The sequence below is a fragment of the Stenotrophomonas sp. genome (assembly GCF_032103445.1).
Classification (GTDB): domain Bacteria; phylum Pseudomonadota; class Gammaproteobacteria; order Xanthomonadales; family Xanthomonadaceae; genus Stenotrophomonas.
In genome coordinates, this window is sequence record NZ_DAMDFR010000070.1 from 1 (window position 1) to 23,345 (window position 23,345).

A 23,345-nucleotide genomic window follows, 5' to 3' on the forward strand; every position below is an offset into this window, starting at 1 on the left:
ATTGTGCCTGATCAGGGCCCAGTCCGAGACACAAGTGACGCGCCATGCGCGTCAACGTGGACCGTTCCCGGGCGTGGAGCCTCGGCAATGAACGAAACCGATACAATGGCCCACCATTGTTCGACACATCGAGGCATCCATGTCCCGCCAGATCATCAACACCGAAAAGGCCCCGGCCGCGATCGGTCCGTACTCGCAGGCCGTGCGCGCCGGCAACACCGTGTACTTCTCCGGCCAGATTCCGCTGGACCCGGCCACCGGCGACATCGTCGGCGTGGGTGACGTGGAAGCCCAGGCCCGCCGCGCCTTCGACAACCTCAAGGCGGTGGCCGAAGCCGCCGGTGGCTCGCTGGACAAGGTGGTGCGTCTGGGCCTGTACCTGACCGACCTGGCCGAGTTCGCCAAGGTCAACGCGGTGATGCAGGACTACTTCCAGGCTCCGTTCCCGGCCCGTTCCACCATCGAAGTCTCCGGCCTGCCCAAGGGCGCCAACTTCGAGGTCGACGCGGTGATGGTCATCGACTGACCCTGACGTGGCACGCAAGGCAGCGGCAACTCCGGCCCTGGCACCGTCCGGCGAGGCATCGCTGTCGATGCTCGCCGGCGTCGGTCCGGCTGTGGCGGCCAAGCTGGCCGCCCGTGGTCTGCTGACGCTGCAGGACCTGTGGCTGCACCTGCCGCTGCGTTACGAAGACCGCACCGCGCTCACCCGCATCCAGGACCTGCGCAACGGCGTGCCGGCGCAGGTGGAGGGCCGGGTGGTGGCGGTGGAACGCGGCATGCGCTTCCGGCCCATGCTGAAGGTGGCGGTGGAAGACGAAGGGCAGGGCACGCTGGTGCTGCGCTTCTTCCACTTCCGTCAGCAGCAGGTGGCGCAGTTCGCCAAAGGCACCCGCCTGCGCTGTTTCGGCACGCCCAAGGCGGGCCAGTTCGGGTTGGAGATCGTCCATCCCAGTTACCAGATCCTCGGTCAGCACGAAGAGGCCGCGCTGGGCGACAGCCTGGACCCGGTCTACCCGGCGGTGGAAGGCATCGGCCCGACTACCCTGCGCAAGCTGATCGGTCAGACGCTGGATCGGTTGCCCGATGAAGCCACGCTGGAGCTGCTGCCCGCAGGCTGGCTTGATGGCCTGGCGCTGCCATCGCTTCGCAGTGCATTGCTCACCGTGCATCGCCCGCCGCCGGATGCGGATCTGTCCGCACTGGCAGCCGGTCGTCATCCGGCACAGCGGCGGCTGGCCATCGAGGAACTGCTGGCCCATCACCTCAGCCTGCGCCGCCAGCGCATGGCATTGCAGGCGCATCACGCGCCTTCGCTGCGGGGCAGTGGTGCGCTGGTGGAGCAGCTGCGCAGCAGCCTGCCGTTCGCGCTGACCGGTGCGCAGCAGCGCGTGTTCGAGCAGATCCGCAAGGATCTGGCCAAAGCCCATCCGATGCTGCGTCTGGTACAGGGCGACGTGGGCTCCGGCAAGACCGTGGTGGCCGCCCTGGCAGCAATGTTGGCCGTGGAGCGCGGCAAGCAGGTCGCGCTGGCCGCGCCCACCGAACTGCTGGCCGAGCAGCATCTGAACAATCTGCGCGGCTGGCTGGAGCCGCTGGGCGTGCGCACGGCGTGGCTGGCTGGCAAGGTCACCGGCAAGGCGCGCGCCAAAGTGCTGGCTGACGTCGCATCCGGTGAGGCACAGGTGGTGGTGGGCACGCATGCGCTGATGCAGGAAGCGGTGGTGTTCGCCGACCTTGCCCTGGCCATCGTCGACGAGCAGCACCGCTTCGGCGTGCACCAGCGTCTGGCGCTGCGTGACAAGGGGGCCGACGGACGCAGTGTGCCGCACCAGCTGGTGATGACCGCTACGCCGATTCCGCGCACGCTGGCGATGTCCGAGTACGCCGACCTGGATGTCTCGGCCATTGACGAATTGCCGCCGGGACGCACGCCGGTGCAGACGGTGGCACTGAACAACGATCGTCGCCCCGAATTGATCGAGCGCATCGCGCTGGCCTGCCAGGAAGGCCGGCAGGTGTATTGGGTGTGCACGCTGATCGAGGAAAGCGAAGAGCTGGATGCCACTCCGGCGCAGGCCACCTTTGAATCGCTGCAGGCATTGCTGCCCGGCGTGCGCGTGGGGCTGGTGCACGGGCGATTGAAGGCCGCCGAAAAGCTGGCCACGATGGTGGCATTCAAGGCCGGGCAGATTGATCTGCTGGTGGCCACCACGGTGATTGAAGTGGGTGTGGACGTGCCCAATGCCTCGCTGATGATCATCGAGAATGCCGAGCGCCTGGGCCTGGCCCAGTTGCACCAGCTGCGTGGGCGGGTGGGGCGCGGTTCGGCGGTTTCACGCTGCGTGCTGCTGTACCAGGCCCCGCTGTCGCAGATGGCGCGCGAGCGGCTGGAAACGATGCGCCAGACCAACGACGGCTTCCTGATTGCCGAGAAGGACCTGGAACTGCGCGGCCCCGGCGAACTGCTCGGTACCCGCCAGACCGGCCTGGCCGCGTTCCGCATGGCCGACCTGGCCCGTGATGCGGACATGTTGCCGGGGGTGCATGCGCTGGCCGAGCGGTTGTTGGCCGAAGCCCCAGATGTTGCCGACCGTGTTGTTGGTCGGTGGATAGGAAGCGCAGTCCGATTTGCGTCGGCGTGATCTAGGACCGCTTGGGCCGGCCAACGGCCGGCGCTACCGGAGGCATCGCACCGACATCGGTAGCGCCGGCCGTTGGCCGGCCCAGGCGGTCCATCCCGCTTCATGACCCCGGAACCACCTTGTATTTGTCATGAAGGCGGTGCGACACTCCCTTGCCGCTAGAAAAGACGGCAATGATGACCAAGAAGATTCCGCTGTTGATCGACACCGATCCGGGTGTCGACGATGCCCTGGCCCTGTTGATGGCCTTTGCCGATGACCGCCACGACATCGTGGGTCTGACCATCGCCGCCGGCAATGTCGGCCTGGACCACACGGTCCGCAACGCCCTGAAGCTGTGTGAAGTGGCTGGCCGTGAAGACGTGCCGGTGTTCGCCGGTACCCCCGATCCGCTGATCCACCCCTCGGTGGATGCCGCCCATGTGCACGGGGCCGATGGCTTCGGCGACGTGGACCTGCCGCCGGCCGCACGCCAGGCCGAAGCCGAACACGCCGCGCTGGCGATCCTGCGCCTGTCGCACCAGTACGCCGGCGAGCTGTTCCTGGTGGCGCTGGGCCCGCTGACCAACCTGGCACTGGCGCTCAAGCTGGACCCGACCCTGCCGCAGCGCGTGAAGCGCTTCCTGGTGATGGGCGGGGCGGTGACCTGCCACGGCAACATCACCCCGGCCGCCGAATTCAACATCGCCTTCGACCCGGAAGCGGCGCATGTGGTGTTCACCCAGTTCCCGCAGATCGAAGTGGCCGACTGGGAAGCCACCGTCGCTCACGGCCTGCTGCACAAGGATGTCGAGCAGTGGCTGGCGGCCGACACCGACAAGGCGCGCTTCTACGAGCTGATTTCGCGCCAGACCCGCCTGTGGTCGGAAGACAGCCGCGGTGAGCGCTGGTTCGCCGCCGATGCGCTGGCCATGGCCTGGGCGCTGCAGCCCGACGGGGCCCTGCGGGTGGAATCGCGCCCGCTGAACGTGGAACTGGCCGGGGTCCATACCCGCGGTGCTACCATTGTCGACTGGAACCGCCAGACCGGGCAGCCGGACAACACCCAGCTGCTGATGGCCTACGACCAGGGGCGCTTTGAAGCCCAGGTCCGGGCCGCGCTCGGGGTTCCCTGAAGGCCCAGGTGGCCGTCTTCACATTGAGCGGACCTCCGGCTTGCCCCCAGGGCGGGCCGGCGGTTATAATGCCGCTCTTGCGTTTTCCCATTTCTTTTTTACGGTGTGCCTCATGAAGGACGATATCCATCCGAACTACCGTGACGTGGTCTTCCATGACGTCACCTCCGATTTCAAGATCCTGACCCGCTCGACCATGGGCACGAAGGAAACCATCAAGTGGGAAGACGGTAACGAATACCCGCTGGTCAAGGTGGAAATCTCCTCCGCCTCGCACCCGTTCTACACGGGCCAGCACAAGGTCATCGACACCAGCGGCCGCATCGACAAGTTCAACCGCCGTTTCGGCAAGAACTGATCTGCGCCGCAGGACATGTCCTGCATGTCCTCAAGAACAACGGTCGCTTCGGCGGCCGTTGTTTTTTTTATGCAACCCTGCTGGAATCTGAACGTAGATTCATAAATTGCCGGGCGCTGCGGAACGCAGTGTCCGTATCGACCCCCTCAAGCCCTGTCGCACCTCGCTGCGCGGGCCTTTGCGCCCCCTCCATCTACGACTTCAGTCCTAGGGCGTGGGAAATGTTGCTGTGCGATAATGTCGTGATCCACAGCACAGGTTGTGGACTTCCTTCACGTGCCTGACCCATGCGCTTGGGCGGGCGCCTTCCCCTGAGGAGCGCACACAGTGTCCGATCTTGATCAGGTCACGCTCAACGCCGGCGACAAGTCGGTTGTTCTGCCCGTCATCAAACCCACGCTCGGTAACGATTGCGTCGATATCTCGAAGCTGACCAAGGAAACCGGTCTCTTCACTTACGACTCCGGCTTCACCGCCACCGCCAGCTGCAAGTCCGCCATCACCTATATCGACGGTGACAAGGGCGTGCTGCTGTACCGCGGCTACCCGATCGAACAGCTCTCGGAAAAGTCGAGCTACGTCGAAGTGGTCTACCTGCTGATCAATGGCGAGCGTCCGAGCGCCGAGCAGCTGAAGGCCTTCACCGACGAGCTGGCCGCTGAAGCCAACGTCGATGCCTCGATCAACACCCTGATCGCCAGCTTCGACAAGGATGCCCACCCGATGGCCATCCTGGCCGCTGCGATCGCGCAGCTGTCGGCCAAGTACCACGCCTCGCTGGACCTGGCTGACGCCGAACAGCGCCGCAAGGCCGCCGTTCGCCTGATCGCCAAGGTGCCGACCCTGTCGGCGCTGATCTACCGTCATGGCAAGGGCCTGCCGGCCAACACGCCGGACACCTCGCTGGACTACGTCAGCCGCTTCCTGAAGCAGACGTTCGAGTCGGCCGATGGCAAGTACGAGCTGAACCAGGACGTGGTCAAGGCGCTGGACCTGCTGTTCATCCTGCACGCCGACCACGAACAGAACGCTTCGACCTCGACCGTGCGTCTGGTCGGTTCGACCGGTGCCAACCCGTACGCCTCGGTCGCCGCTGGCGTCACCGCGCTGTGGGGTCCGGCCCACGGCGGTGCCAACGAAGCCGTGCTGAAGATGCTGGAAGAGATCGGTTCGGCCGACAACGTCGAATCGGCCGTGCTGAAGGCCAAGGACAAGACCTCGGGCTTCCGCCTGATGGGCTTCGGCCACCGCGTGTACAAGAACTTCGATCCGCGCGCCAAGGTGATCGGTGAGATGACCAGCAAGGTCCTGACCCAGCTGGGCGTGCAGGATCCGCTGCTGGACGTGGCCGTGAAGCTGGAACAGGCCGCGCTGCAGGACGACTACTTCGTCGCCCGCAAGCTGTACCCGAACGTCGATTTCTACAGCGGCATCATCTACAAGGCGCTGCAGATTCCGACCGAAATGTTCACCGTGATGTTCGCCCTGGGCCGTACTTCCGGCTGGGTCGCACATTGGCTGGAACAGCAGGTCGACCCGGAAATGAAGATCGGCCGTCCGCGCCAGGTCTACACCGGCCACGACGTGCGCGACTACCAGGCCTGATCGCCCGGTAGCACCGCTCCAAAAAACGCCCCCGAGGTTTCGGGGGCGTTTTTTTTGGCGCGAAATGCCTGCGCTCACGGGTGCCCGTGTTTGGGCCGGTCGGGATGGGTTTGCGGGACACGCCGTGAACCCTTCCATGGGGGCTCGTCAAAAACATCCATGTTTTTGACGGTCCCGCAAACCCATCCCGACCGGCCCCCGACAGAAATCCGGTGGCCACAGAAAATCAAAAACACGTAGTCCCGGTAGCGTCGGTCGACAGACGACGGCCCGGAAACAATCAACACCCGGTAACGCATGACCCCAAAACAACATCGGCCGTTGCCGTTGCCGTTGCACTTGCCCTTCGTTCCGCCTTACGGAATGCATGAGGGGGAGGCCGACAGGTAGCCCCCGGAGGGACGCTCCAAAACATGGATGTTTTGGAGCAGCCCCCATGGATGGGTTCACGGCGTGTCCCGGAGCGGGGCTGCCTGTCGGCCTCCCGCACGGTAAAACCAAAACGCTGCTCTCCGCACAACGCCCAACACACCATCGGATTGCTTGCGTTTCGCCCACACGTACCCGTGCTTTAGGAACGTTTGAATACGGCACGCGACTCAACTTGCCGAACATGCGCGTCCACTTCTTCTGGAACGCCATGCATGAACCGAATCCTCAAGCAGACCGTCGCCGCACTCGCCCTGTGCACCGCTGCCATCTCCGCACACGCGGCCGAAGCGCACGTCACCGTGTGGGCCAATGTCGATCCCACCTTGTCGTTGCTCAAGGCCGACGGCAGCGCGCTGCCCGATGCCGTGCAGCTGCCGTATCGCGCCGGGCAGGGCTTGAGCAGCTGGACCGAGCGCGTGCGCATCTTCTCCAACGACACTACGCTGGATGTCGACGTGCGTCTGGCCGAACCCGCGGTGCTGGTGCCGCGCGTCGCCGCCGCCGGTGCCGTCGATGTGCCGCTGCGGGTCACCCTCAACGGGCGCGAGCTCGGTGTGGCTCCGATCGATTTCACTGCCGACCAGCTGTTCCTGGGAGCCATCCCCGGTGCCTCCATCGAAATGCCGCTGACCGTTGCCCAGGCCGTGCCTGGCCCGATCAGCGCGGCAGGCCTGTATGACGGCCCGGTCAGCCTGGTGCTGGCGCAGAAGGCCGGCAGTCTGTAAGTCGTGGGCGACGCGCCGGCCGTCGTTGGCCGGTGCGTCCTCGCGTTGTCATGCGCATGCGCCTGCCTGTACTGCCGTTGCTTGGACTGACCCTGCTGCTGATCGTGCGGTCGGCTGCTGCGCAGCGCCTGCCCCCCGGCTTTGAGGATCTCGCCGGTGGTCACGCCGAGCGCGTGGAAGTGCGCGCGTTCGGGCGCTCCGCCGGGCTCTGGCCGGTGTGGGTGACGCTGGATCACGTCCAGATCGAACAGCCGGCGCAGGTGCTTGCCGCGCTCGGCCTCAGCGACGAAGCGCAGGTGGCGCTGCTGTCCGCGTTGGCTGCGCCGTTGCCGCGCGACAGCCAGCTGGCCTGCCTGCATGCGCAGCCCCAACCCGGTTGCGGCTGGCGCACGCCCCCGGAGGATGCGGCCACGGTGACGGCCATTTTTGATGAGGCTGAAAGCGTGCTGCTGCTGTTTCCATCAGCGCAGTGGCTTGCGCAGGACGGCACGCGCGCGCGTTTTCATCAGGCCACCGAGCAGGCACGCAATGCGCTGCTGTACCAGCAGACCCTGCATCTGAGCGGGAGTGAGCGCGAACTGGCCTTCAATCTGCACGGGCGCGCTGCCCAGGGGGTGGGCCGTGCCGGCCATCTGGGCGGTAGCTGGAACCATGCGCGCTGGCGCACGGCCGGTACTGCGGCGCAGGCGCGCACCGATGTTGACGAGCTGTACTACCGGCACGATCTCGGCTCGAGCCACTACCTGCAGTTTGGACGCATCGACCGTCGCCATCTGTCCAGTCCGCTCGGTGGTCAGTTCGGGCTCGGGCTGTTACCGCTGGGGCGCATGCAGGGCATGCGTGCCGGTACCACCCTGGCCTATCTGGATACCGATGCGCTGGACGACGCGGTGCCGGTGAGCGTGCTGCTGGGGCGCGACGCGCGCGTGGACGTCTTCGACGGCGAACGCCTGCTGCAGACCTTCTACCTGCCGGCGGGCGCAAGCACGCTGGACACGCGTCTGTTTCCTTCCGGCAGCTATCTGCTGACGCTGCGCATCCACGAGGACGGTCGCTTCGTGCGCAGCGAAACGGTTCCGTTCCAACGCAGCACTGGCACCTGGCACCCCGCGCTGCAATGGTTCGTGCAGGGCGGCCGGCAACGCGAGCCAGGCCCGTCCGGACGTGCGTCTCCAGTACTGCAGGCTGGGGTGCGGCTTCCTCTGGCAGCCGGCACCAGTCTTGGCCTGGGGGCCTCGCACGCCGATGGGGTTGCCGAGCATGAATTACGCGTCGCGCTGCGACGCGGCTGGAATGCGGTTGACCTGCATGCCGATCTTGGACTGATCGCAGCCAGCGATGGTGGGCAGGGTGGGCAGGCGCAGCTGAGCGTGCGTCACCGGGTCGCCTGGAACCTGAATCACCAGCGCATGCGCGGTGGTGCCTGCGCCCACCGAAGCCGCACAGGCCGAGCAGGTTGCGTGGATGCAACCAGTGCCTCGGTGTCACTCCCGCTGCTGGGAGGCAGTCTGCATCTGGGCTACACGCAACGACGCAGTGCGACGCCGCCGAACGAATCCGGCGACCCGGGCGTGCCAGGCAGCACCCGCAGCCTGCAGGCCAGCCATACCCGCACCCGGGCCTGGCGTGGTCTGAGTGTGGGTACGCGTGCAGGCGTCTGGCAACAGCGCAGCACCGACCGGCGGTTGGCCAGAGCCGACCGTGGCGTCCAGTTGAGCATCAACCTCGCCCGGCTGGACAGCGCGGGCGGGCGCGTGCGCCTGCAGCGCGCGGGTGCCGAACTCCGGCAGCGTAGCGGCCACATGCCCGACCGTCAGCTCCGACTGGGGCAGACCTGGCGCCAGGAACAGGACGACAGCGCCCGTGCGGTCAGCACCGAGCTGAGTGTGCGGCCGGGCGATGAGCTTGACGCACGGATCAGCGCCGACCTGCGTCGGCCGTGGGGGCAGGGTGGGGCGACCGTGGCGTACACCCGCACGACGGGGAATCCAGGTGCGTCCTGGAGCGCGCAGCACAGCACGGCGCTGGCAGTGTCCTCGCAGGGGCTCTACTGGGGAGCCGCCGACGGGGCCGATGCCGGCGTGGTGGTGGCGGTGGACGCCGAGGTCGATGCCGATCAGGCGCTGCACGGTCCTGCCGCCGAGGTCCAGGCCGGAGCCCGTGGCCAACTCACTGTGCGCGTCGGTGAACGTCGCCTGTTGCCGGTCAATGGCTACCAGCGGCACCCGCTGCGTGTGCAGGACGCCAGTGTGGCATCGGTGGCTGCCCTGCGCGCGTCGATCGACGCTACTGAACTGCAGCCGTTCCTGTTGCCGGGTCGGTTGATGCTGGTGCCGGTGTCGGTGGCGGCCACCCATGCCTACCTGGGCAGTGCCCACGACGAGACCGGAGATGTGCTGGCGGGCGCGTCGGTTCTCAATGCGGCGGTACCGGCACTGGGCGCGCAAGGCGAATTTCTGGCCGAGTTCGAGCAGCGTCATGCCTGGTTGTATCTGCTGCTGGGTGAGCGTCTGCTGCAGTGTCCGCTGCAGGTGCGCGAACACCGCGCCGGACTGCTGCGGGTAGGGGTCGTGACCTGCGTGCCGCTTACCGCAGCGCAGTTGCCCGAGTCCATTGCGGCACAACCTCACGTACAGCGTCTGCTGTCGGCTCACCGTCCCTCGACCGCAGGCAGCAGTGCAGCGGGAGCACCCTGAGCGTGCGCGTCGGCGTGCTGTGGCTGATGTTGCTGCTACCTGCAGGGGCGCTGGCCCAGCGCCCGCCGGTTACCGTGCCTGCCGGCGGCATCACCACCATCAGCCTGCAGCACAGCTTTGATCGGTCAGCACCGGAGCCGCTGCAGTTGTGGTCACCGCGCACCGTGCTTGGCTACGACGAAGTCGCGCGTGGCTACGGCCGGTTGCACGTGACCTGTACTGAAGATGCTGCGCACGGGCGTTGCCCGCAGACCGATACCGGACAGGGACCGGTCGGCCCGGCCACGCTGCGCATGGACTTCCGCGAACAGCGCAGCGGGCAGCGCATCACCGTGGGGCTGGTCGGTTCGCTGGAGCGCATCGAATGGGAGCGGACCTGCAGCGACGATTACTGGGACAAAGCGGTGTTTCCGCTGTGGACGTCCGCGAACCGCGACTGTCACATCGCACCGGCCGGCACGGCGGCGGCACTGCGCCTGGACCGCGCGGACATCGTCCAGCTGGTGGCCGGGCGCTGGCGCGGCGAGCTGCATCTGGACCTGCGCCATGCGGGCGGGGCGCTGATCGGACGCCAGGTGTTCGTGCTGGAGATCACCGTCACCGACCATGCGCGTGCCACCCTGCATCTGCCCGCGTTCGGGGCGTCCAGCGGGCGGGTGCAGTTGCCGCTCGATTATCGGCCGCACCCGTTGCCGGGCAGCATCGGTGGCAGTGCCACGCTGGATCTGTGCCTGTATGACGGCACCGGCGCGCACAGCCCGCGGCTGCTGCTGGGTGCCCACGACGGCGGGCCGGCGGCATCGGAGCATTTTTCGATCTGGCACGACAGTGGCGGCAACGCGGAGGCGGACCGCATCGATTACCAGCTGCGTCTTCGTCATGACGGGGGCGAGCTGGCCCTGGGCAACCGCGCGGAGGTAGCGCTGGACGGCCTGGACAGCGCGCCGCTGCGCGCCGTGACCCTGCCGGGCCTGCCGTACCCGGTGTACTGCGTGCCAATGGTGATGACCCTGCACGTGCCGCGCGTACCGGCGCCCAGCAAGCGCCATGGCCACTACCAGGGTGCCCTGGTGCTGCGCATGCGCCTGCCGACCCGACGACCCTGACCTCACTGGAGTGCTGATCATGCTGCTGCGTTATCTGACCGCCCTGTGCCTGCTGCTGCCCGTGCACGCGCGCGCCAATCTGGATGTCCACCCCATGCGGATACACGTGGATGCCGGCAAAGCGGCTGGCGTGCGCGTGCACTCACAGTCGGCGCTTCCGCAGTACGTCCGGGCGACCGTCAAGCGTGTGCTGCACCCCGGCACCGCACGCGAACAGGAGATCGATGAAGCGGCAGGCGAGGCCGCGGCCGTCGCGGTGATGCCCTCGCGCTTCGCATTGGCCGCTGGAGGCAGCCGTCTGGTGCGGGTGATCGCACTGGACCCGGTGGCGCAGGAAACCGCCCTGCGTGTCTATTTCGAAGCGGTACCGCCGCTGGAGGACACCGATGTGGCGGAAGCACCGGGTGCTGCCAGCGCGACCGTCGGGGTCAGCCTGGTCTGGGGCGTGCTGGTCAATGTGCTGCCGCCACAGGGGCGCGCCGCTCTGGAGGTGCAGGGCAACACATTGCGCAACGGTGGCAGCCTGCGCCTGGGCGTGTTGAAGGTGGAGCACTGTGTCGCGTCGAGCTGCGAGGCGCATCCGGTGGAGCGCAGCGTCTATCCCGGCGACGCCCTGCCTTTGCCATTCCAGCCGCGCGCCGATGCGCGGGTCAACGTGTACTACCGCCTCAGCCGCGACGGCTATCGGGAGCACCAGCAGACGCTGCGTCCCTCATCCGATACCGCCGCCGCGCCGGTCGACGAATCCCCTGAACTGATCGAGGACGCTGCATGAAGACGATGAAACCCGGGCGTGTGCTGCTGGCGCTCTTCGCCAGTCTGCTCGCCAGCACGACCGCGCTGGCCGACGCCACTGTCGTGGGTGAGCCTGCGCTGGACGTCGAGGAAGGCACCGCTCATGCCCGCACCGGGATCACGGCCGCGGCCGGGCTTATCGCAGGTGGACTGGCGACCGGGCTGGGCGTGGCCGATGTGCTGCGTCGCGACCGCGACCGCGACCGCGTTCAAGTGAGTGAGCTGCCCAGTGGGTTGCCGGACCTATCGCCGCAGGTTGACGCCAATGGGCTGCAGATCGCGCGCAATCGCGATGATATCGAGGCGCTGCGTGGCGCGCTGACGGGCGTGATACCAGACAACGGTGACCTGGTGCGGTTCGCGCCGGACCACACCGTACGCCTGCGCGGTGCCCGTCTGCTCGGTCTGGGTGAGGGCGCGATCGAGCCTGACAGCCGGGAGGGCATCAACGGTGCGCAGCTGTATGCCACCCATGCGCGGATCCGGCCGCTCGAACACGCGGCGTTGTACGCCCGGGTCGGAGCCGACGGCGAGAGTCGACCGGCGCAGGCCGCACACCTGGGCAGTGCGTACGGCAGCGACGCGCGCGCCCAGGGCAATGGTTCGACGGCATTGGGGGCGTACACCTGGGCACACGGCACCAATTCGGTGGCCATCGGCCGGGGAGCCTACGTGCAGCAGCACGCTGCCGACGGCTTCGCGCTGGGGGCGCGGGCCAGAGTCTCGGCCGAGAACGGCCTGGCGATCGGTGCCTCCACCCAGGTCTGGGAAGACGGCTACAACAGCGTGGCCATCGGCTATGGCTCGGTCGCCACGCAGCCCATGGAGGTGTCGGTGGGCGGGCAGGGCATGCGCCGGCGCATCGTGCATGTGATGCCGGGCACCGCGCCGGACGACGTCGTGACGGTGCGTCAGCTCAACCGCCTGGCGGGTCTGCTGGGTGCGGGCGAGGTCGATGCGACCGGGCAGCTTCCGGGGCGTCACTACACCGTGCTCGGCGTGCGCCACGACAGCGTGGCAGGTGCGTTGACGCAGCTCGACGAGGGATTACGCGACACCCAGCAGGCCTTGGAAACCGCGACCAGTACGCTCAATCAGCGGATGGATGGGTTGCCGTCGGCAGCCTCCGACGAGGCCGATGCGCGCGTACCGGAAGGCGACGCCGCCGAAGTGGCATCCGCTCCGCCGATACCTGCGACAGCCACGCCGCGCGGGGTGCCGTCACCTGATCCGCTCGATCTGCCGGTGGAGGCGCGCGCGGTGGACGCGGCGGTGAACCGCGCCAACGCCTACACCGATCAGGCCGTTATTGGCGTCGAGCACCGTCTGAATGAGCGAATCGAGCGTCTGGATCGACGGCTCAACCGGATGGCGGCGATGGGCGGCGCGCAGGCGGCGATGGCAATGAACACCGCGGGATTGCCGACCTGGAACCGGCTCGGAGCCGGCGTCGGCCATGCCGATGGCGAATCGGCGTTGGCGGTGGGCTACCAGCGTGTGCTGGACCGACGCGCCGCCACCACCATCAGCCTCAACGGGGCGTTCAGCACCGGCGGCGAGCGCACCCTGGCCATGGGCTTCGGCGTGGGCTGGTGACTCAGCCGTCGCCCAGCCAGCCGTCGATCTCCTCGCTGGCGAGCAGGGTGCGCAGCTGGCTGGTGGAGGCGCGGCGCAGCGGTTTCTCATCCACCGCAGACAGCGGTGGCTGGCGCAGGGCATCAAAGGGCAGCACGGCCACGTCGAAGGTCAGCCCTTCGGCACTGAACACCCACACCGGTACGTCCAGCGTGCGCTCGCGGTCCAGGCGCAGCCGGCGCATCCGCGATTCGGCCGGAATGCCGTGTTCTTCCAGGAAATACTGCACCGCATCGGCATGGTCGGTATGCAGCTGCAGCTGCACCGGGCTGTGGTTGTCGGCGGTGCCGTCGAACACCGGCCCGCACAGGCGTGGCGAGAACGCGTGCAGGAACTCCATCGCGCGCAGTGCAGCCTCCCGCTTTGCGCGCAGCTGCTCGCCATGCCCCGCACCGGCAAACAGGCGCTGGTACTCGCGCAGGGCGTCTTCAATCTCGGTATTACGCGGCAACGAGGCATCGTCATGGATGCCCAGCCGGCTGGCGGCCTTGAGCTTGGCCTGGTGGTAATCGCGGATGCCGCCCTCGGCCATCAGCCGGGCGGCTTCATGGGCGAGCCGATGCCGGCGCTCGCGGGTCTGGCTGGCTGCATGCTGACGTGCACGATGCATGAGCGGTGCTCCCCTGGTACGACCTGACGCTGAGCGTACACCGTTGGTGTGACATGTGCGTGGTGTAGTGACACGCCATGCGTGTCTCCACGTGGCATCCGGCACCGCGATGACACGCATGGCGTGTCACTACACTCCCAGCCAAAAGCGCCGGGCAGGGCCCGGCGCAGCAGCGACGATCAGAAGATGTCGAAGGCGGCGTCGTCGGCCTGCGGGATCTGGGAGTTGAAGTCGTATTCCTCGAGCTTCTCCATATCCTCGACCTTGACCCACTCGGTGGCACCGTTGAGCGTCGCCTGGACCATGCCCTGCGGCGGTTCGTTCTGCATGATCGGGGTGTCCTTCAGCGCTACGCGCATGTAGTCGATCCAGATCGGCAGTGCCGCGCGGCCGCCGTACTCACGATAGCCCAGCGAACGGAAGTCGTCACGGCCCACCCATACGGTGGTGACGTAGCGGCCGCCGAAGCCGGAGAACCACGCGTCGCGGTGGTCGTTGGTCGAACCGGTCTTGCCGCCCACGTCCTCGCGGCCCAGCACCTTTGCGGCCGTGCCCGTACCGCGCTGGACCACGTCGCGCATCATCGACACCAGCTGGTAGGCCGTGCGCGCGTCAATCGCGCGCGGGGCCACGCGGGCGTCCGGGTTGACCGGAGCTGCCGGCTCGGCCGGCTTGGGGGCCGCTGCGGTTGCCGGCGCGGTTGCGGACGGTGCCGCCCCGAAGTTGAAGCCGTCCACCACCTGGCTCACCGGTGCACCGCTGCTGGTACCGGCGCAGTCGCGGCAGGCCAGGGCCGGGTTTTCCTTGAACACCAGGTTGCCGTCGCGGTCGCTGACCTGGTCGATCAACCAGGTGTCCACCCGCGAGCCGCCATTGGCGAACACCGCATAGCCGCGTGCGATCGACAGCGGGGTCAGCGACGCGGTACCCAGCGACATCGACAGGTTCGGCGGCAGCTCGGCCTCGGCAAAGCCGAATTCGCTGATGTACTTGCGCGCGTAGTCCACGCCCATGCCGTCCAGCAGGCGCACCGACACCAGGTTGCGCGACTGCACCAGCGCTTCGCGCAGGCGCATCGGGCCACGGAAGCCGCCGCCGTCGTTCTGCGGCTGCCAGGTCTTGCCGCCGCGTTCGCGGAACACCACCGGCGCGTCCAGCACGATCGAGGCCGGATTGAAGCCCTTGTCGAAGGCGGCCGCGTACACGAACGGCTTGAAGCTCGAGCCCGGCTGGCGGCGCGCCTGGGTGGCACGGTTGAACTTGTTGCCGGAGAAGCTGAAGCCGCCCACCAGCGCCTTCAGCGCGCCGCTTTCAGCATCCAGCGAGACCAGCGCCGACTGCCCGCGCGGAATCTGGTCCAGCAGCCACTCACCCTCCTTGGCCCCGGCGCGCACGCGCACGATGTCGCCGCGCTGCACCAGCTTGGCCGGGGTCTTGTTGGTCCACTTCGCTGCCGAGGCGGGCAGGGTGATCTCGGTGCGGTTGGCCAGCACCACCGTGGCACTGCCATCGGCGGCGGTGGCCGACACGATGGCCGGCAGCAGCCCCGATTGCGACGCCATCCAGCGCAGATGTGTCGCCAACGTGGCGGCATCGTCGCCGGCACCGAGCTGTACCTGCTTCTCCACGCCGTGCCAGCCGTGGCGGTGGTCGTAGGTCAGCAGGCCATCGCGCACGGCCAGATTGGCCGCGGTCTGCATCTCCGCGTTGATGGTGGTGGTGACGTGGTAACCCTTGTTGACCACGTCGCCGCCGAAGCGGGCAATCATTTCCTGGCGGACCAGCTCGGCCACATAGGGCGCGTCCACCTGCACCGGCGGCTCATGCGCGCTGGCATGCATCGGCACCGCCTTGGCGGCGTCGGCCTCGGCCTGGCTGATGAAGCCCAGGTTGGCCATACGTTGCAGTACGTAATAGTCGCGGCGCTCGCGGGCACGCTCCGGGTTGCTGATCGGGTTGCCGCTGGACGGGAACTTGGGGATGCCGGCCAGCGAGGCCATTTCATCCAGACTCAGGTCCTTGAGCTCCTTGCCGTAGTAGAACTGCGCCGCCGCGGCCACGCCGTAGGCGCGGTTGCCGAAGAAGCTCTTGTTCAGGTACAGCTCGAAGATCTCGTCCTTGCTCAGTTCCTGCTCGATCTTGCGCGCCAGCAGGATCTCGGCCAGCTTGCGGGTGTAGCTGTACTCGGAGCTCAGGAAGAACTGGCGGGCCACCTGCTGGGTGATGGTCGAACCACCCGGCACGCGCTTGTCATTGGTCGTGGCCAGCAGCCAGACCGCGCGCGCGATGCCCTTGTAGTCCACCCCCCCATGTTCGTAGAAGCGGGCGTCCTCGGTAGCGAGGAAGGCCTGCTTCAGGCGCTCCGGGACCTCCTTCATGGTGATCGGGATGCGCCGGGACTCGCCGAACACGGCCATCAGCTGGCCGTCACTGGCGTAGACGTACATGGGCTCCTGCATCTCGATGTCGCGCAGGGCCTGAACGTCCGGCAATTTGGAGGAAATGGCGTAGTACAGGCCACCTGCGACGGCAGCGCCGATCAGTGCCAGGACTAGGAAGGCGACCAGCAACCAGCGCAGCCAGCGGCGAAAGCGTGTCATCAGTGACAGATTCCGATTGCGAATTTCGTGGCCGCAGAGTATAGATTACGCAAGGGAACGGCTGGGGCTGTTCCTGGGGAGCCAAGTCGAGAACCGTCTGGGGAGCCGTAAAACGTGTCGTAGTGCGCGTTTTGCAGCTTGGCGGTTGCGATTTGAAAAAAAAACGTTATTAATGCGCGGGCGCAGGTGTTGCGCTCAAGTGCCCGTCGGCAGGGGAGAAACCGTGGGGCTTATCCCAAAAAGCCAGACGCCGCTAATTGGCGTCGATATCAGTTCGACTGCGGTTAAGCTCTTGCAGCTTTCCCGCAGCGGCAACCGTTTCCGTGTGGAACATTATGCCGTGGAACCTCTTCCGCCGAATGCGGTGGTGGAGAAGAACATCGTGGAAGTGGAGGCCGTGGGTGAGGCCATCCGCCGCGCGGTGAACCGTTCAGGAACCAAAGCCAAGCACGCTGCGGCGGCGGTGGCCGGTTCGGCGGTCATCACCAAGCTCATCCCGATGCCCGCGGATCTGGACGAGAACGACATGGAAGCCCAGGTCGAGCTCGAAGCGGTCAACTACATCCCCTACCCGATCGAGGAAGTGAACCTCGACTTCGAGGTGCTGGGCGCGATTCCCAACAACCCGGAAATGGTCCAGGTGCTGTTGGCGGCCTCGCGCTCGGAGAACGTGGAGCTGCGCCAGTCGGCGCTGGAGCTCGGCGGCCTGTCCGCCAAGGTGATGGACGTGGAGGCCTTCGCGGTCGAAAACGCCTTTGCCCTGGTGGCCAGCGAGCTGCCGATTGCCAGCGACGGTGTGGTGGCCCTGGTGGACATCGGTGCCACCATGACCACGCTCAACGTCCTGCGAGGTGGGCGCAGCCTGTACAGCCGCGAACAGGTGTTCGGCGGCAAGCAGCTCACCGACGAGGTCATGCGCCGCTACGGGCTGACCTACGAGGAAGCCGGTCTGGCCAAGCGCCAGGGCGGTCTGCCGGAAAGCTACGAAGTGGAAGTGCTGGAGCCGTTCAAGGAAGCCACGGTCCAGCAGATCAGCCGTCTGCTGCAGTTCTTCTACGCAGGCAGTGAGTTCAACCGCGTTGACCACATCGTGCTGGCTGGCGGTTGTGCGGCGCTGGCCGGTCTGCCGGAAATGGTGGAGGAACAGCTGGGCGTGGCCACGGTGGTGGCCAATCCGCTGGCGCAGATGACGCTGGGTCCGAAGGTGCAGGCACACGCCCTGGCCCAGGACGCACCGGCGCTGATGATCGCCACCGGTCTGGCGCTGAGGAGCTTCGACTGATGGCAAGAATCAACCTATTGCCCTGGCGCGCCGAACGGCGCAAGCAACGCCAGCGCGAGTTCATGACCATGCTGGGCTTCGCCGCCATTGGCGGCGTGCTGTTGTCGGCCCTGATCTGGTTCTATTACGACCGCCAGATCAGCGGGCAGGGCGATCGCAATACCTATCTGCAGGCCGAGATCGACAAGGTCAAGGAGCAGAACAAGGAAATCGAGCGTCTGGACCGCCAGAAAGATCGTCTGCTGGCCCGCAAGCGCGTGATCGAGGAGCTGCAGGCGAAGCGCTCGCAGATGGTGCACCTGTTCGATTCGCTGGTGCGCACCATTCCGGAAGGTGTGGTGCTGACCTCGGTGAAGCAGGAGGGCGACATCCTCACCCTGGGCGGCCGCACCCAGTCCAACGCCCGGGTCAGCGCATACATGCGCAACCTGGAAAGTTCGGGCTGGATGACCAAGCCGGAACTGTCGGTGATCGAGGCCAAGCGGCCGGAAGATGAGAAGGACAAGGCTCCGACCACCATCGCCGACATCGCATCGTTGCCGTATGTGTTCGAGGTGAAGGTCACCCTGCCGGCCCAGAGTGAAGCCGTTGACGGCCTGGGTCCGGATGGAAGCGTGGTGCCGACGGATGCTGCAGCGGCTCCGGCTCCTGCAGCAGCACCGGGCGTGGCTCCGCTTGCGCCGGCCGTGCCGTCCACGAACCAGCCGCTCAGCCAACCGCCGCCGGCACCGCCAGCACCATCGGGTAGCCGCATTGTCCCCGCACCGGCCGCCGAACCCGCGCCGTCGGGCACGCCGCAGAAGGGGGCCGCATGAGCCAGAAGAAAGTCAATCTGAAAGAGCTGGACTTCAACAACATCGGCAGCTGGCCGCAGCAGGCGAAGATCGTCTTCTGTGCGCTGCTGGCGCTGCTGATTGTGCTCCTGACCTGGTTTGCGCTGATCAACGGCAAGCGCGATGAGCTTGCCGCTCTGGAACAGAACGAAGTCACTCTGCGTGCTGAGTTCGAAAAGGAACAGGGCCGCGCGGTCAACCTGGAACCGTTGAAGCAGCAGCTGGCCCAGATGGAGCAGGTGTTGCAGCAGATGTTGCGCCAGTTGCCCAGCAAGACCGAAATGCCTGATCTGATCATCGACATCTCGCAGACCGCATTGTCCAGCGGCCTCAACAACGAGCTGTTCCAGCCCGGCGAGGAGATGACCAAGGAGTTCTACGCAGAGAAGCCGATCGCCCTGCGCATGGTGGGCAGCTACCACCAGTTCGGCGCGTTCGTCAGCGGTGTGGCTTCGCTGCCGCGCGTGGTCATCCTGACCATGCACGACATCAACCTGAAGCCCAAGGATCCCAAGACCGGCATCACCGCACGCAGCGGTGCGCTGGAACTGTCGGGCACGGTCAAGACCTACCGCTATCTGGATGACGTTGAAATGGAAGCGCAGGAGAAGGCGGCCGCCGCTGCAGCGCCGGGTGCCACCCCGACGACCGGAGGTAATCCATGACCTTTGCCTCTACCGCACGGGTTGGCGGCCTGCTGTTGCTGGCGCTGCTGGCGGGCTGTGCCCGCGGCATCACCAGCACGCCGGGCGATGCCCCCAATCTGGAAAAATGGGTGGCGGACGTGCGTGCGCGCCCGGCACCGCCGCTTGAGCCGCTGCCGGTCATGCAGCAGTTCGAAACCTTTGAGTATTCCGCGCAGGGGTTGCGCGATCCGTTCACCGACGCCTGGGCGCGTTCCAATGATGGTGCCGGCGGCATGCGGCCCGATCCAAACCGCCGCAAGGAGCCGATGGAAGGCTTCCCGCTGGACGCCCTGGACATGATCGGTTCGATCGGTGGTGGCCCGGGGTTGGTCGCGCTGGTAATGGCTCCGGACAAGGTCACCTACCGGGTGCGTCCGGGCGTTTACATGGGGCAGAGCGACGGCCGCGTCACCGGGGTGTTTGAAGACCGGATCGAGCTGGTTGAACTGGTGCCGGATGGCGCGGGCGGCTGGCTGGAACGGCCTGCTTCGCTCGCGCTTGAAGATCAATGAATGATTATGGGGATTGCACGATGACCTTTTCCAACGCCATGCTGCAGCGTCCCACCCGGCGCCCGAAGCTGATCCACATGTGCGCGCTGGGAGTCGCGCTCATGCTGGCCAATGGCACGCTGATGGCGGCAACGCCGGCAGCGACCACGCACGCTGTTACCGATGCCGCGCCGGTGACGGCACCGGCCTCGCTGGCGGTGTCCAAGATCGACTTCAAGCGCGGTGAAGACGGCTCCGGCCGCCTGATCCTGCAGTTCGATGGCAACGGGGCCAACCCCGACCTGCGCAACCAGGGCAATGCCGTCGTCATCGACGTCGGCAATGCGACCCTGCCGGAGAGCCTGCAGAAGTCGATCAACGTGACCGACTTCGCCACGCCGGTTCAGCGCATCGAGCCCAAGCCCTACGGCGGCGGCACCCAGCTGGTGCTCAACACCAACAGCGCATTCGAGTCGCTGGCCTACCAGACCGGCAACGAGTACGTGGTTGAGATCAGCCCGCGCAAGGCCGTGGCCGCGACGGGGGCGATCAATGCCACCACCGTCACCCAGGCCGCTGCGGCCCTGGGCGCGCGTGGCTACAGCGGCAAGCCGGTGACCTTCAACTTCCAGGACGTGCCGGTGCGCACCGTGCTGCAGCTGATCGCCGAAGAGTCGAACCTGAACATCGTCGCGGCGGACAGCGTGCAGGGCAATGTGACCCTGCGCCTGGTCAACGTGCCGTGGGACCAGGCGCTGGACATCGTGCTGCGTGCCAAGGGCCTGGACAAGCGCCAGGACAACAAGGTGATCTGGGTCGCTCCGCAGCCCGAACTGGCCAAGTTCGAGCAGGACAAGGAAGACGCCCGCATCGCGATTGAGAACCGCCAGGATCTGATCACCGAGTACGTGCAGATCAACTACCACAATGCGTCGGCCATCTTCAAAGCGCTGACCGAGGCCAAGGGCATCGGCGGCAGTGCCGGCAGTGGCGGTGGCGGTGGCGGCGGTCAGGGTGGCGCTGCGGAGCAGGACAGCGGTTTCCTCTCTTCGCGCGGTCGTCTGGTTGCAGATGAGCGCACCAACACGTTGATGATCAGCGACATTCCGAAGAAGATCGCGCGCATGCGCGAGCTGATCAACGTGATCGACCGCCCGGTTGACCAGGTGCTGATCGAAAGCCGCATCGTGATTGCCACCGATACATTCGCGCGTGAGCTGGGTGCCAAGTTCGGCATCTCCGGTCGGCGTGACAACGTGTGGTTTGGCGGCAGCATGGACCAGAATCACAACAACATCGATGACAACGCGGAAGCGCAGCGTGAGTACCAGGAAGCGCTTGCCGAGTACGCGTCGAACCCGACCGGTGCCGTGCCGGTCCCGCCGGGGCAGGTCTTCAATACTCCTAACCTGCTGTTCAACAACGCAGTGGCTGCCGCCAGCAACCCAGGCTCGCTGGCACTGTCGATCCTCAACGCCGGCTATCTGCTGGACGTGGAGCTGTCGGCCATGCAGCAGGAAGCGCGTGGTGAGGTGATCTCCAACCCGCGCGTGGTCACCACCAACCAGCGTGAAGCGGTGATCAAGCAGGGTAAGGAAATCGGCTATGTGACCATCACCGGCGGTACCGGTGGCCAGGCCGCGACGCCGAACGTGCAGTTCAAGGAAGTGCTGCTCGAACTGAAGGTCACTCCCACCATCACCAATGACAACCGTGTGTTCCTGAACATGTCGGTCAAGAAGGATGAAGTGGAGAGCTACATCGTGCTGGACGGCTACGGCCAGGTTCCGACCATCAACCGTCGCGAAGTGAACACTGCGGTGCTGGTGGACGACGGCCAGACCGTCGTGATCGGTGGCGTGTACGAGTTCACCGACCGCAACAGCGTGAACAAGGTGCCGTTCCTGGGCGACGTGCCGTTCCTGGGCAACCTGTTCAAGAAGCGCAGCCGCAACAAGGACAAGGCCGAACTGCTGGTCTTCGTCACCCCGAAGGTCCTGCGCGTGGCCAAGACCAACTAAGTGTCTCGTCCGGGCGTAGAGCCACGCCCTGCGTGGCTTCGACCCCGCCGGACTCCGTGCAGCCACGCAGGGCGTGGCTCTACGGTCCAGCAGATCCAGAATGGGCCGCCTCGTGCGGCCCATTCTGCGTTCAGGCAATCTTGATCCCGCTGGCTCGCAAGCCCTGCCATGATGTGAGGGGAACCCGGCGCGTCCTCCGCCGGTCTGACGGATGCCATGAACCTGCCACCTCCGATGCCCGAGCTCGATACCGCCGCTTCCGCCGCCGACAGCACCGCTGCGCCCGATCGCCTGCACGACGCCTTCCGCGCGCTGCGCGACGCGTTGTCCCGGGAGATCGTCGGCCAGCGCGAACTGGTTGACCGCCTGCTGACCGCCCTGCTGGCCGATGGGCATCTGCTGGTCGAAGGGGCCCCCGGGCTGGCCAAGACCACCGCCATCCGTGCGCTGGCGGCGCGACTTGAAGCGGACTTTTCGCGGGTGCAGTTCACCCCGGACCTGCTGCCGGCCGATCTGACCGGTACCGAGATCTGGCGTCCGCAGGAAGGCCGCTTTGAGTTCGTACCCGGCCCGATCTTCCATCCCATTCTGCTGGCTGACGAAATCAATCGTGCGCCCGCCAAAGTGCAGTCGGCGTTGCTGGAAGCCATGGGCGAGCGCCAGGTTACGGTGGGTCGGCACACCTATGCGCTGCCGCCGCTGTTCCTGGTGATGGCCACGCAGAATCCGATCGAGCAGGAAGGCACCTTCCCGCTGCCCGAGGCGCAATTGGACCGGTTTCTGATGCATGTACGCATCGGCTACCCCGATGCGGACGCGGAAGCCGAAATCCTGCGTCTTGCCCGCGAGCGGGCGCGCGACGCGCTGGGACAGCCGCCACCAGCCCCGGCGCGCATGCCGCTGGCCGACGTGTTCGCCGCGCGTCGCGCGGTGCTGGACCTGCACATGGCACCGGCACTGGAGCGCTATCTGGTCGAGCTGGTGCTGGCCACACGCGAGCCCGCCCGCTACGACACCGCGTTGGCGCGCCGTATTGCCTGGGGGGCCAGCCCGCGCGGGTCCATTGCGCTTGAACGGTGCGCCCGCGCCCGCGCCTGGCTGCAGGGACGGGACTACGTCACCCCGGATGACATCCGCAGCGTGGCACCCGACGTGCTCCGCCACCGCGTACTGCCCAGCTATGAGGCCACGGCCGAGGGCTGGGATGGCGAGCGCCTGGTGGCCGAAGTGCTGGCCCGCGTGCCGGTACCCTGAGCGGGCCATGCGCGCCCATGATGAACGCCTGACCGCGCAGGAGGGCAACGGGCTGCAACCCACACTGGCTGAGCTGGTCGCGCTGCGCCGCAGTGCGCACCGCCTGGCACCGCCGAAGCGTGGGCGGCATGGGCTGGCCGGCCAGGCACCGTCGCCCCTGCGTGGACGCGGCATGGAGTACGCCGAATCGCGCGAGTATGTGAGTGGCGACGATGCCCGCCACATCGACTGGCGGGTGACCGCACGCACCGGGCGCGCGCACACTAAATTGTTCCAGGCCGAGCGCGAACGCATGACGCTGCTCGTGGCCGACACCGATCCCGTGCTGTATTTCGGCACCCGGGTCCGCTTCAAATCCGTGCAGGCCGCGCGCGTTGGCGCCGTTGCTGCGTGGCTGGCGCAGCGCCAGGGCGACCGGCTCGCCGCGTTGCGTGGCAGCCAGGTTACGCCCCCCAT

19 protein-coding genes are annotated in these 23,345 nt (G+C 66.7%); 17 read left to right on the forward strand and 2 right to left on the reverse strand.

Going from position 1 to position 23,345, the window contains the following annotated elements; genetic code table 11:
* Nucleotides 1–139 precede the first annotated feature (139 nt).
* The 10 genes from RT551_RS18075 to RT551_RS18120 all read left to right on the forward strand — a co-directional run bounded on the left by RT551_RS18075 (nucleotide 140) and on the right by RT551_RS18120 (nucleotide 13,073).
* Nucleotides 140–526, forward strand: a complete 387-nt coding sequence (locus RT551_RS18075; RefSeq protein ID WP_025874214.1) for a RidA family protein — start codon at nucleotides 140–142, stop codon at nucleotides 524–526.
* Nucleotides 527–533: 7 nt separating this feature from the next.
* Nucleotides 534–2,645 (forward strand): ATP-dependent DNA helicase RecG, encoded by a 2,112-nt coding sequence (gene recG / locus RT551_RS18080; RefSeq protein ID WP_313461089.1) that lies wholly within the window; start codon nucleotides 534–536, stop codon nucleotides 2,643–2,645.
* Between the two features lie 176 nt (nucleotides 2,646–2,821).
* Nucleotides 2,822–3,760: a nucleoside hydrolase gene (locus RT551_RS18085; protein ID WP_313461091.1), complete on the forward strand. Its 939-nt coding sequence runs from the start codon at nucleotides 2,822–2,824 to the stop codon at nucleotides 3,758–3,760.
* Nucleotides 3,761–3,872: 112 nt separating this feature from the next.
* Nucleotides 3,873–4,118 (forward strand): type B 50S ribosomal protein L31, encoded by a 246-nt coding sequence (locus RT551_RS18090; RefSeq protein ID WP_125362240.1) that lies wholly within the window; start codon nucleotides 3,873–3,875, stop codon nucleotides 4,116–4,118.
* 327 nt (nucleotides 4,119–4,445) lie between these two features.
* Complete coding sequence (locus RT551_RS18095) at nucleotides 4,446–5,723, forward strand: citrate synthase (RefSeq protein WP_313461093.1); 1,278 nt, start codon at nucleotides 4,446–4,448, stop codon at nucleotides 5,721–5,723.
* A gap of 644 nt (nucleotides 5,724–6,367) precedes the next feature.
* Entirely contained in the window at nucleotides 6,368–6,880 is a 513-nt protein-coding gene (locus RT551_RS18100; RefSeq protein WP_313461095.1) for a CS1 type fimbrial major subunit, read from the forward strand.
* Nucleotides 6,881–6,936: 56 nt separating this feature from the next.
* The gene (locus RT551_RS18105) at nucleotides 6,937–9,576 is read left to right on the forward strand and encodes a TcfC E-set like domain-containing protein (RefSeq protein ID WP_313461097.1); all 2,640 of its coding nucleotides are present in this window, start codon (nucleotides 6,937–6,939) and stop codon (nucleotides 9,574–9,576) included.
* A 2-nt stretch (nucleotides 9,577–9,578) separates the two neighbouring features.
* Nucleotides 9,579–10,682 (forward strand): CfaE/CblD family pilus tip adhesin, encoded by a 1,104-nt coding sequence (locus RT551_RS18110; RefSeq protein WP_313461099.1) that lies wholly within the window; start codon nucleotides 9,579–9,581, stop codon nucleotides 10,680–10,682.
* A 19-nt stretch (nucleotides 10,683–10,701) separates the two neighbouring features.
* The gene (locus RT551_RS18115; RefSeq protein WP_313461101.1) at nucleotides 10,702–11,457 is read left to right on the forward strand and encodes a pilus assembly protein; all 756 of its coding nucleotides are present in this window, start codon (nucleotides 10,702–10,704) and stop codon (nucleotides 11,455–11,457) included.
* Entirely contained in the window at nucleotides 11,454–13,073 is a 1,620-nt protein-coding gene (locus tag RT551_RS18120; RefSeq protein ID WP_313461102.1) for a YadA-like family protein, read from the forward strand. Before RT551_RS18115 ends, RT551_RS18120 begins: the two co-directional genes overlap by 4 nt.
* Nucleotide 13,074: 1 nt before the next feature.
* Here the strand turns inward: RT551_RS18120 and RT551_RS18125 are convergent, their stop codons facing one another.
* Nucleotides 13,075–13,722: a hypothetical protein gene (locus RT551_RS18125; protein ID WP_313461104.1), complete on the reverse strand. Its 648-nt coding sequence runs from the start codon at nucleotides 13,720–13,722 to the stop codon at nucleotides 13,075–13,077.
* Between the two features lie 179 nt (nucleotides 13,723–13,901).
* Nucleotides 13,902–16,322 carry a penicillin-binding protein 1A gene (locus tag RT551_RS18130; RefSeq protein ID WP_313461106.1) on the reverse strand — a complete coding sequence of 807 codons (2,421 nt, stop codon included), beginning with the start codon at nucleotides 16,320–16,322 and terminating at the stop codon, nucleotides 13,902–13,904.
* A gap of 223 nt (nucleotides 16,323–16,545) precedes the next feature.
* Here RT551_RS18130 and RT551_RS18135 point away from each other — a divergent pair, with 223 nt between their 5' ends.
* The 7 genes from RT551_RS18135 to RT551_RS18165 all read left to right on the forward strand — a co-directional run.
* Nucleotides 16,546–17,604, forward strand: coding sequence for a pilus assembly protein PilM (locus tag RT551_RS18135; RefSeq protein ID WP_336618954.1), 1,059 nt, complete (start codon nucleotides 16,546–16,548; stop codon nucleotides 17,602–17,604).
* A complete protein-coding gene (locus RT551_RS18140; protein WP_313461109.1) occupies nucleotides 17,604–18,419 on the forward strand; it encodes a PilN domain-containing protein in 816 nt (271 codons plus the stop codon). The genes RT551_RS18135 and RT551_RS18140 overlap by 1 nt, the downstream gene beginning before the upstream one ends.
* Complete coding sequence (gene pilO, locus RT551_RS18145) at nucleotides 18,416–19,102, forward strand: type 4a pilus biogenesis protein PilO (RefSeq protein ID WP_313461110.1); 687 nt, start codon at nucleotides 18,416–18,418, stop codon at nucleotides 19,100–19,102. Before RT551_RS18140 ends, pilO begins: the two co-directional genes overlap by 4 nt.
* Nucleotides 19,099–19,635 carry a pilus assembly protein PilP gene (locus tag RT551_RS18150; protein WP_313461111.1) on the forward strand — a complete coding sequence of 179 codons (537 nt, stop codon included), beginning with the start codon at nucleotides 19,099–19,101 and terminating at the stop codon, nucleotides 19,633–19,635. Before pilO ends, RT551_RS18150 begins: the two co-directional genes overlap by 4 nt.
* A gap of 20 nt (nucleotides 19,636–19,655) precedes the next feature.
* On the forward strand, nucleotides 19,656–21,635 hold the full coding sequence (locus tag RT551_RS18155) for a type IV pilus secretin PilQ family protein (protein WP_313461112.1): 1,980 nt from the start codon (nucleotides 19,656–19,658) through the stop codon (nucleotides 21,633–21,635).
* 234 nt (nucleotides 21,636–21,869) lie between these two features.
* Complete coding sequence (locus RT551_RS18160; RefSeq protein ID WP_313461114.1) at nucleotides 21,870–22,889, forward strand: MoxR family ATPase; 1,020 nt, start codon at nucleotides 21,870–21,872, stop codon at nucleotides 22,887–22,889.
* A gap of 7 nt (nucleotides 22,890–22,896) precedes the next feature.
* On the forward strand, nucleotides 22,897–23,345 hold a 449-nt coding region (locus RT551_RS18165; protein ID WP_313461113.1), incomplete at its 3' end, for a DUF58 domain-containing protein.

What these genes read in the sequence shown, in the direction of transcription:
- RT551_RS18075 (WP_025874214.1), top strand. Translation starts at nt 140, where the DNA reads ATGTCCCGCCAGATCATCAACACCGAAAAGGCCCCGGCCGCGATCGGT.
- RT551_RS18085 (WP_313461091.1), top strand. Translation starts at nt 2,822, where the DNA reads ATGACCAAGAAGATTCCGCTGTTGATCGACACCGATCCGGGTGTCGAC.
- RT551_RS18090 (WP_125362240.1), top strand. Translation starts at nt 3,873, where the DNA reads ATGAAGGACGATATCCATCCGAACTACCGTGACGTGGTCTTCCATGAC.
- RT551_RS18100 (WP_313461095.1), top strand. Translation starts at nt 6,368, where the DNA reads ATGAACCGAATCCTCAAGCAGACCGTCGCCGCACTCGCCCTGTGCACC.
- RT551_RS18105 (WP_313461097.1), top strand. Translation starts at nt 6,937, where the DNA reads ATGCGCCTGCCTGTACTGCCGTTGCTTGGACTGACCCTGCTGCTGATC.
- RT551_RS18115 (WP_313461101.1), top strand. Translation starts at nt 10,702, where the DNA reads ATGCTGCTGCGTTATCTGACCGCCCTGTGCCTGCTGCTGCCCGTGCAC.
- RT551_RS18120 (WP_313461102.1), top strand. Translation starts at nt 11,454, where the DNA reads ATGAAGACGATGAAACCCGGGCGTGTGCTGCTGGCGCTCTTCGCCAGT.
- RT551_RS18125 (WP_313461104.1), bottom strand. Translation starts at nt 13,722, where the DNA reads ATGCATCGTGCACGTCAGCATGCAGCCAGCCAGACCCGCGAGCGCCGG.
- RT551_RS18130 (WP_313461106.1), bottom strand. Translation starts at nt 16,322, where the DNA reads ATGACACGCTTTCGCCGCTGGCTGCGCTGGTTGCTGGTCGCCTTCCTA.
- RT551_RS18140 (WP_313461109.1), top strand. Translation starts at nt 17,604, where the DNA reads ATGGCAAGAATCAACCTATTGCCCTGGCGCGCCGAACGGCGCAAGCAA.
- pilO (WP_313461110.1), top strand. Translation starts at nt 18,416, where the DNA reads ATGAGCCAGAAGAAAGTCAATCTGAAAGAGCTGGACTTCAACAACATC.
- RT551_RS18150 (WP_313461111.1), top strand. Translation starts at nt 19,099, where the DNA reads ATGACCTTTGCCTCTACCGCACGGGTTGGCGGCCTGCTGTTGCTGGCG.
- RT551_RS18155 (WP_313461112.1), top strand. Translation starts at nt 19,656, where the DNA reads ATGACCTTTTCCAACGCCATGCTGCAGCGTCCCACCCGGCGCCCGAAG.
- RT551_RS18160 (WP_313461114.1), top strand. Translation starts at nt 21,870, where the DNA reads ATGCCCGAGCTCGATACCGCCGCTTCCGCCGCCGACAGCACCGCTGCG.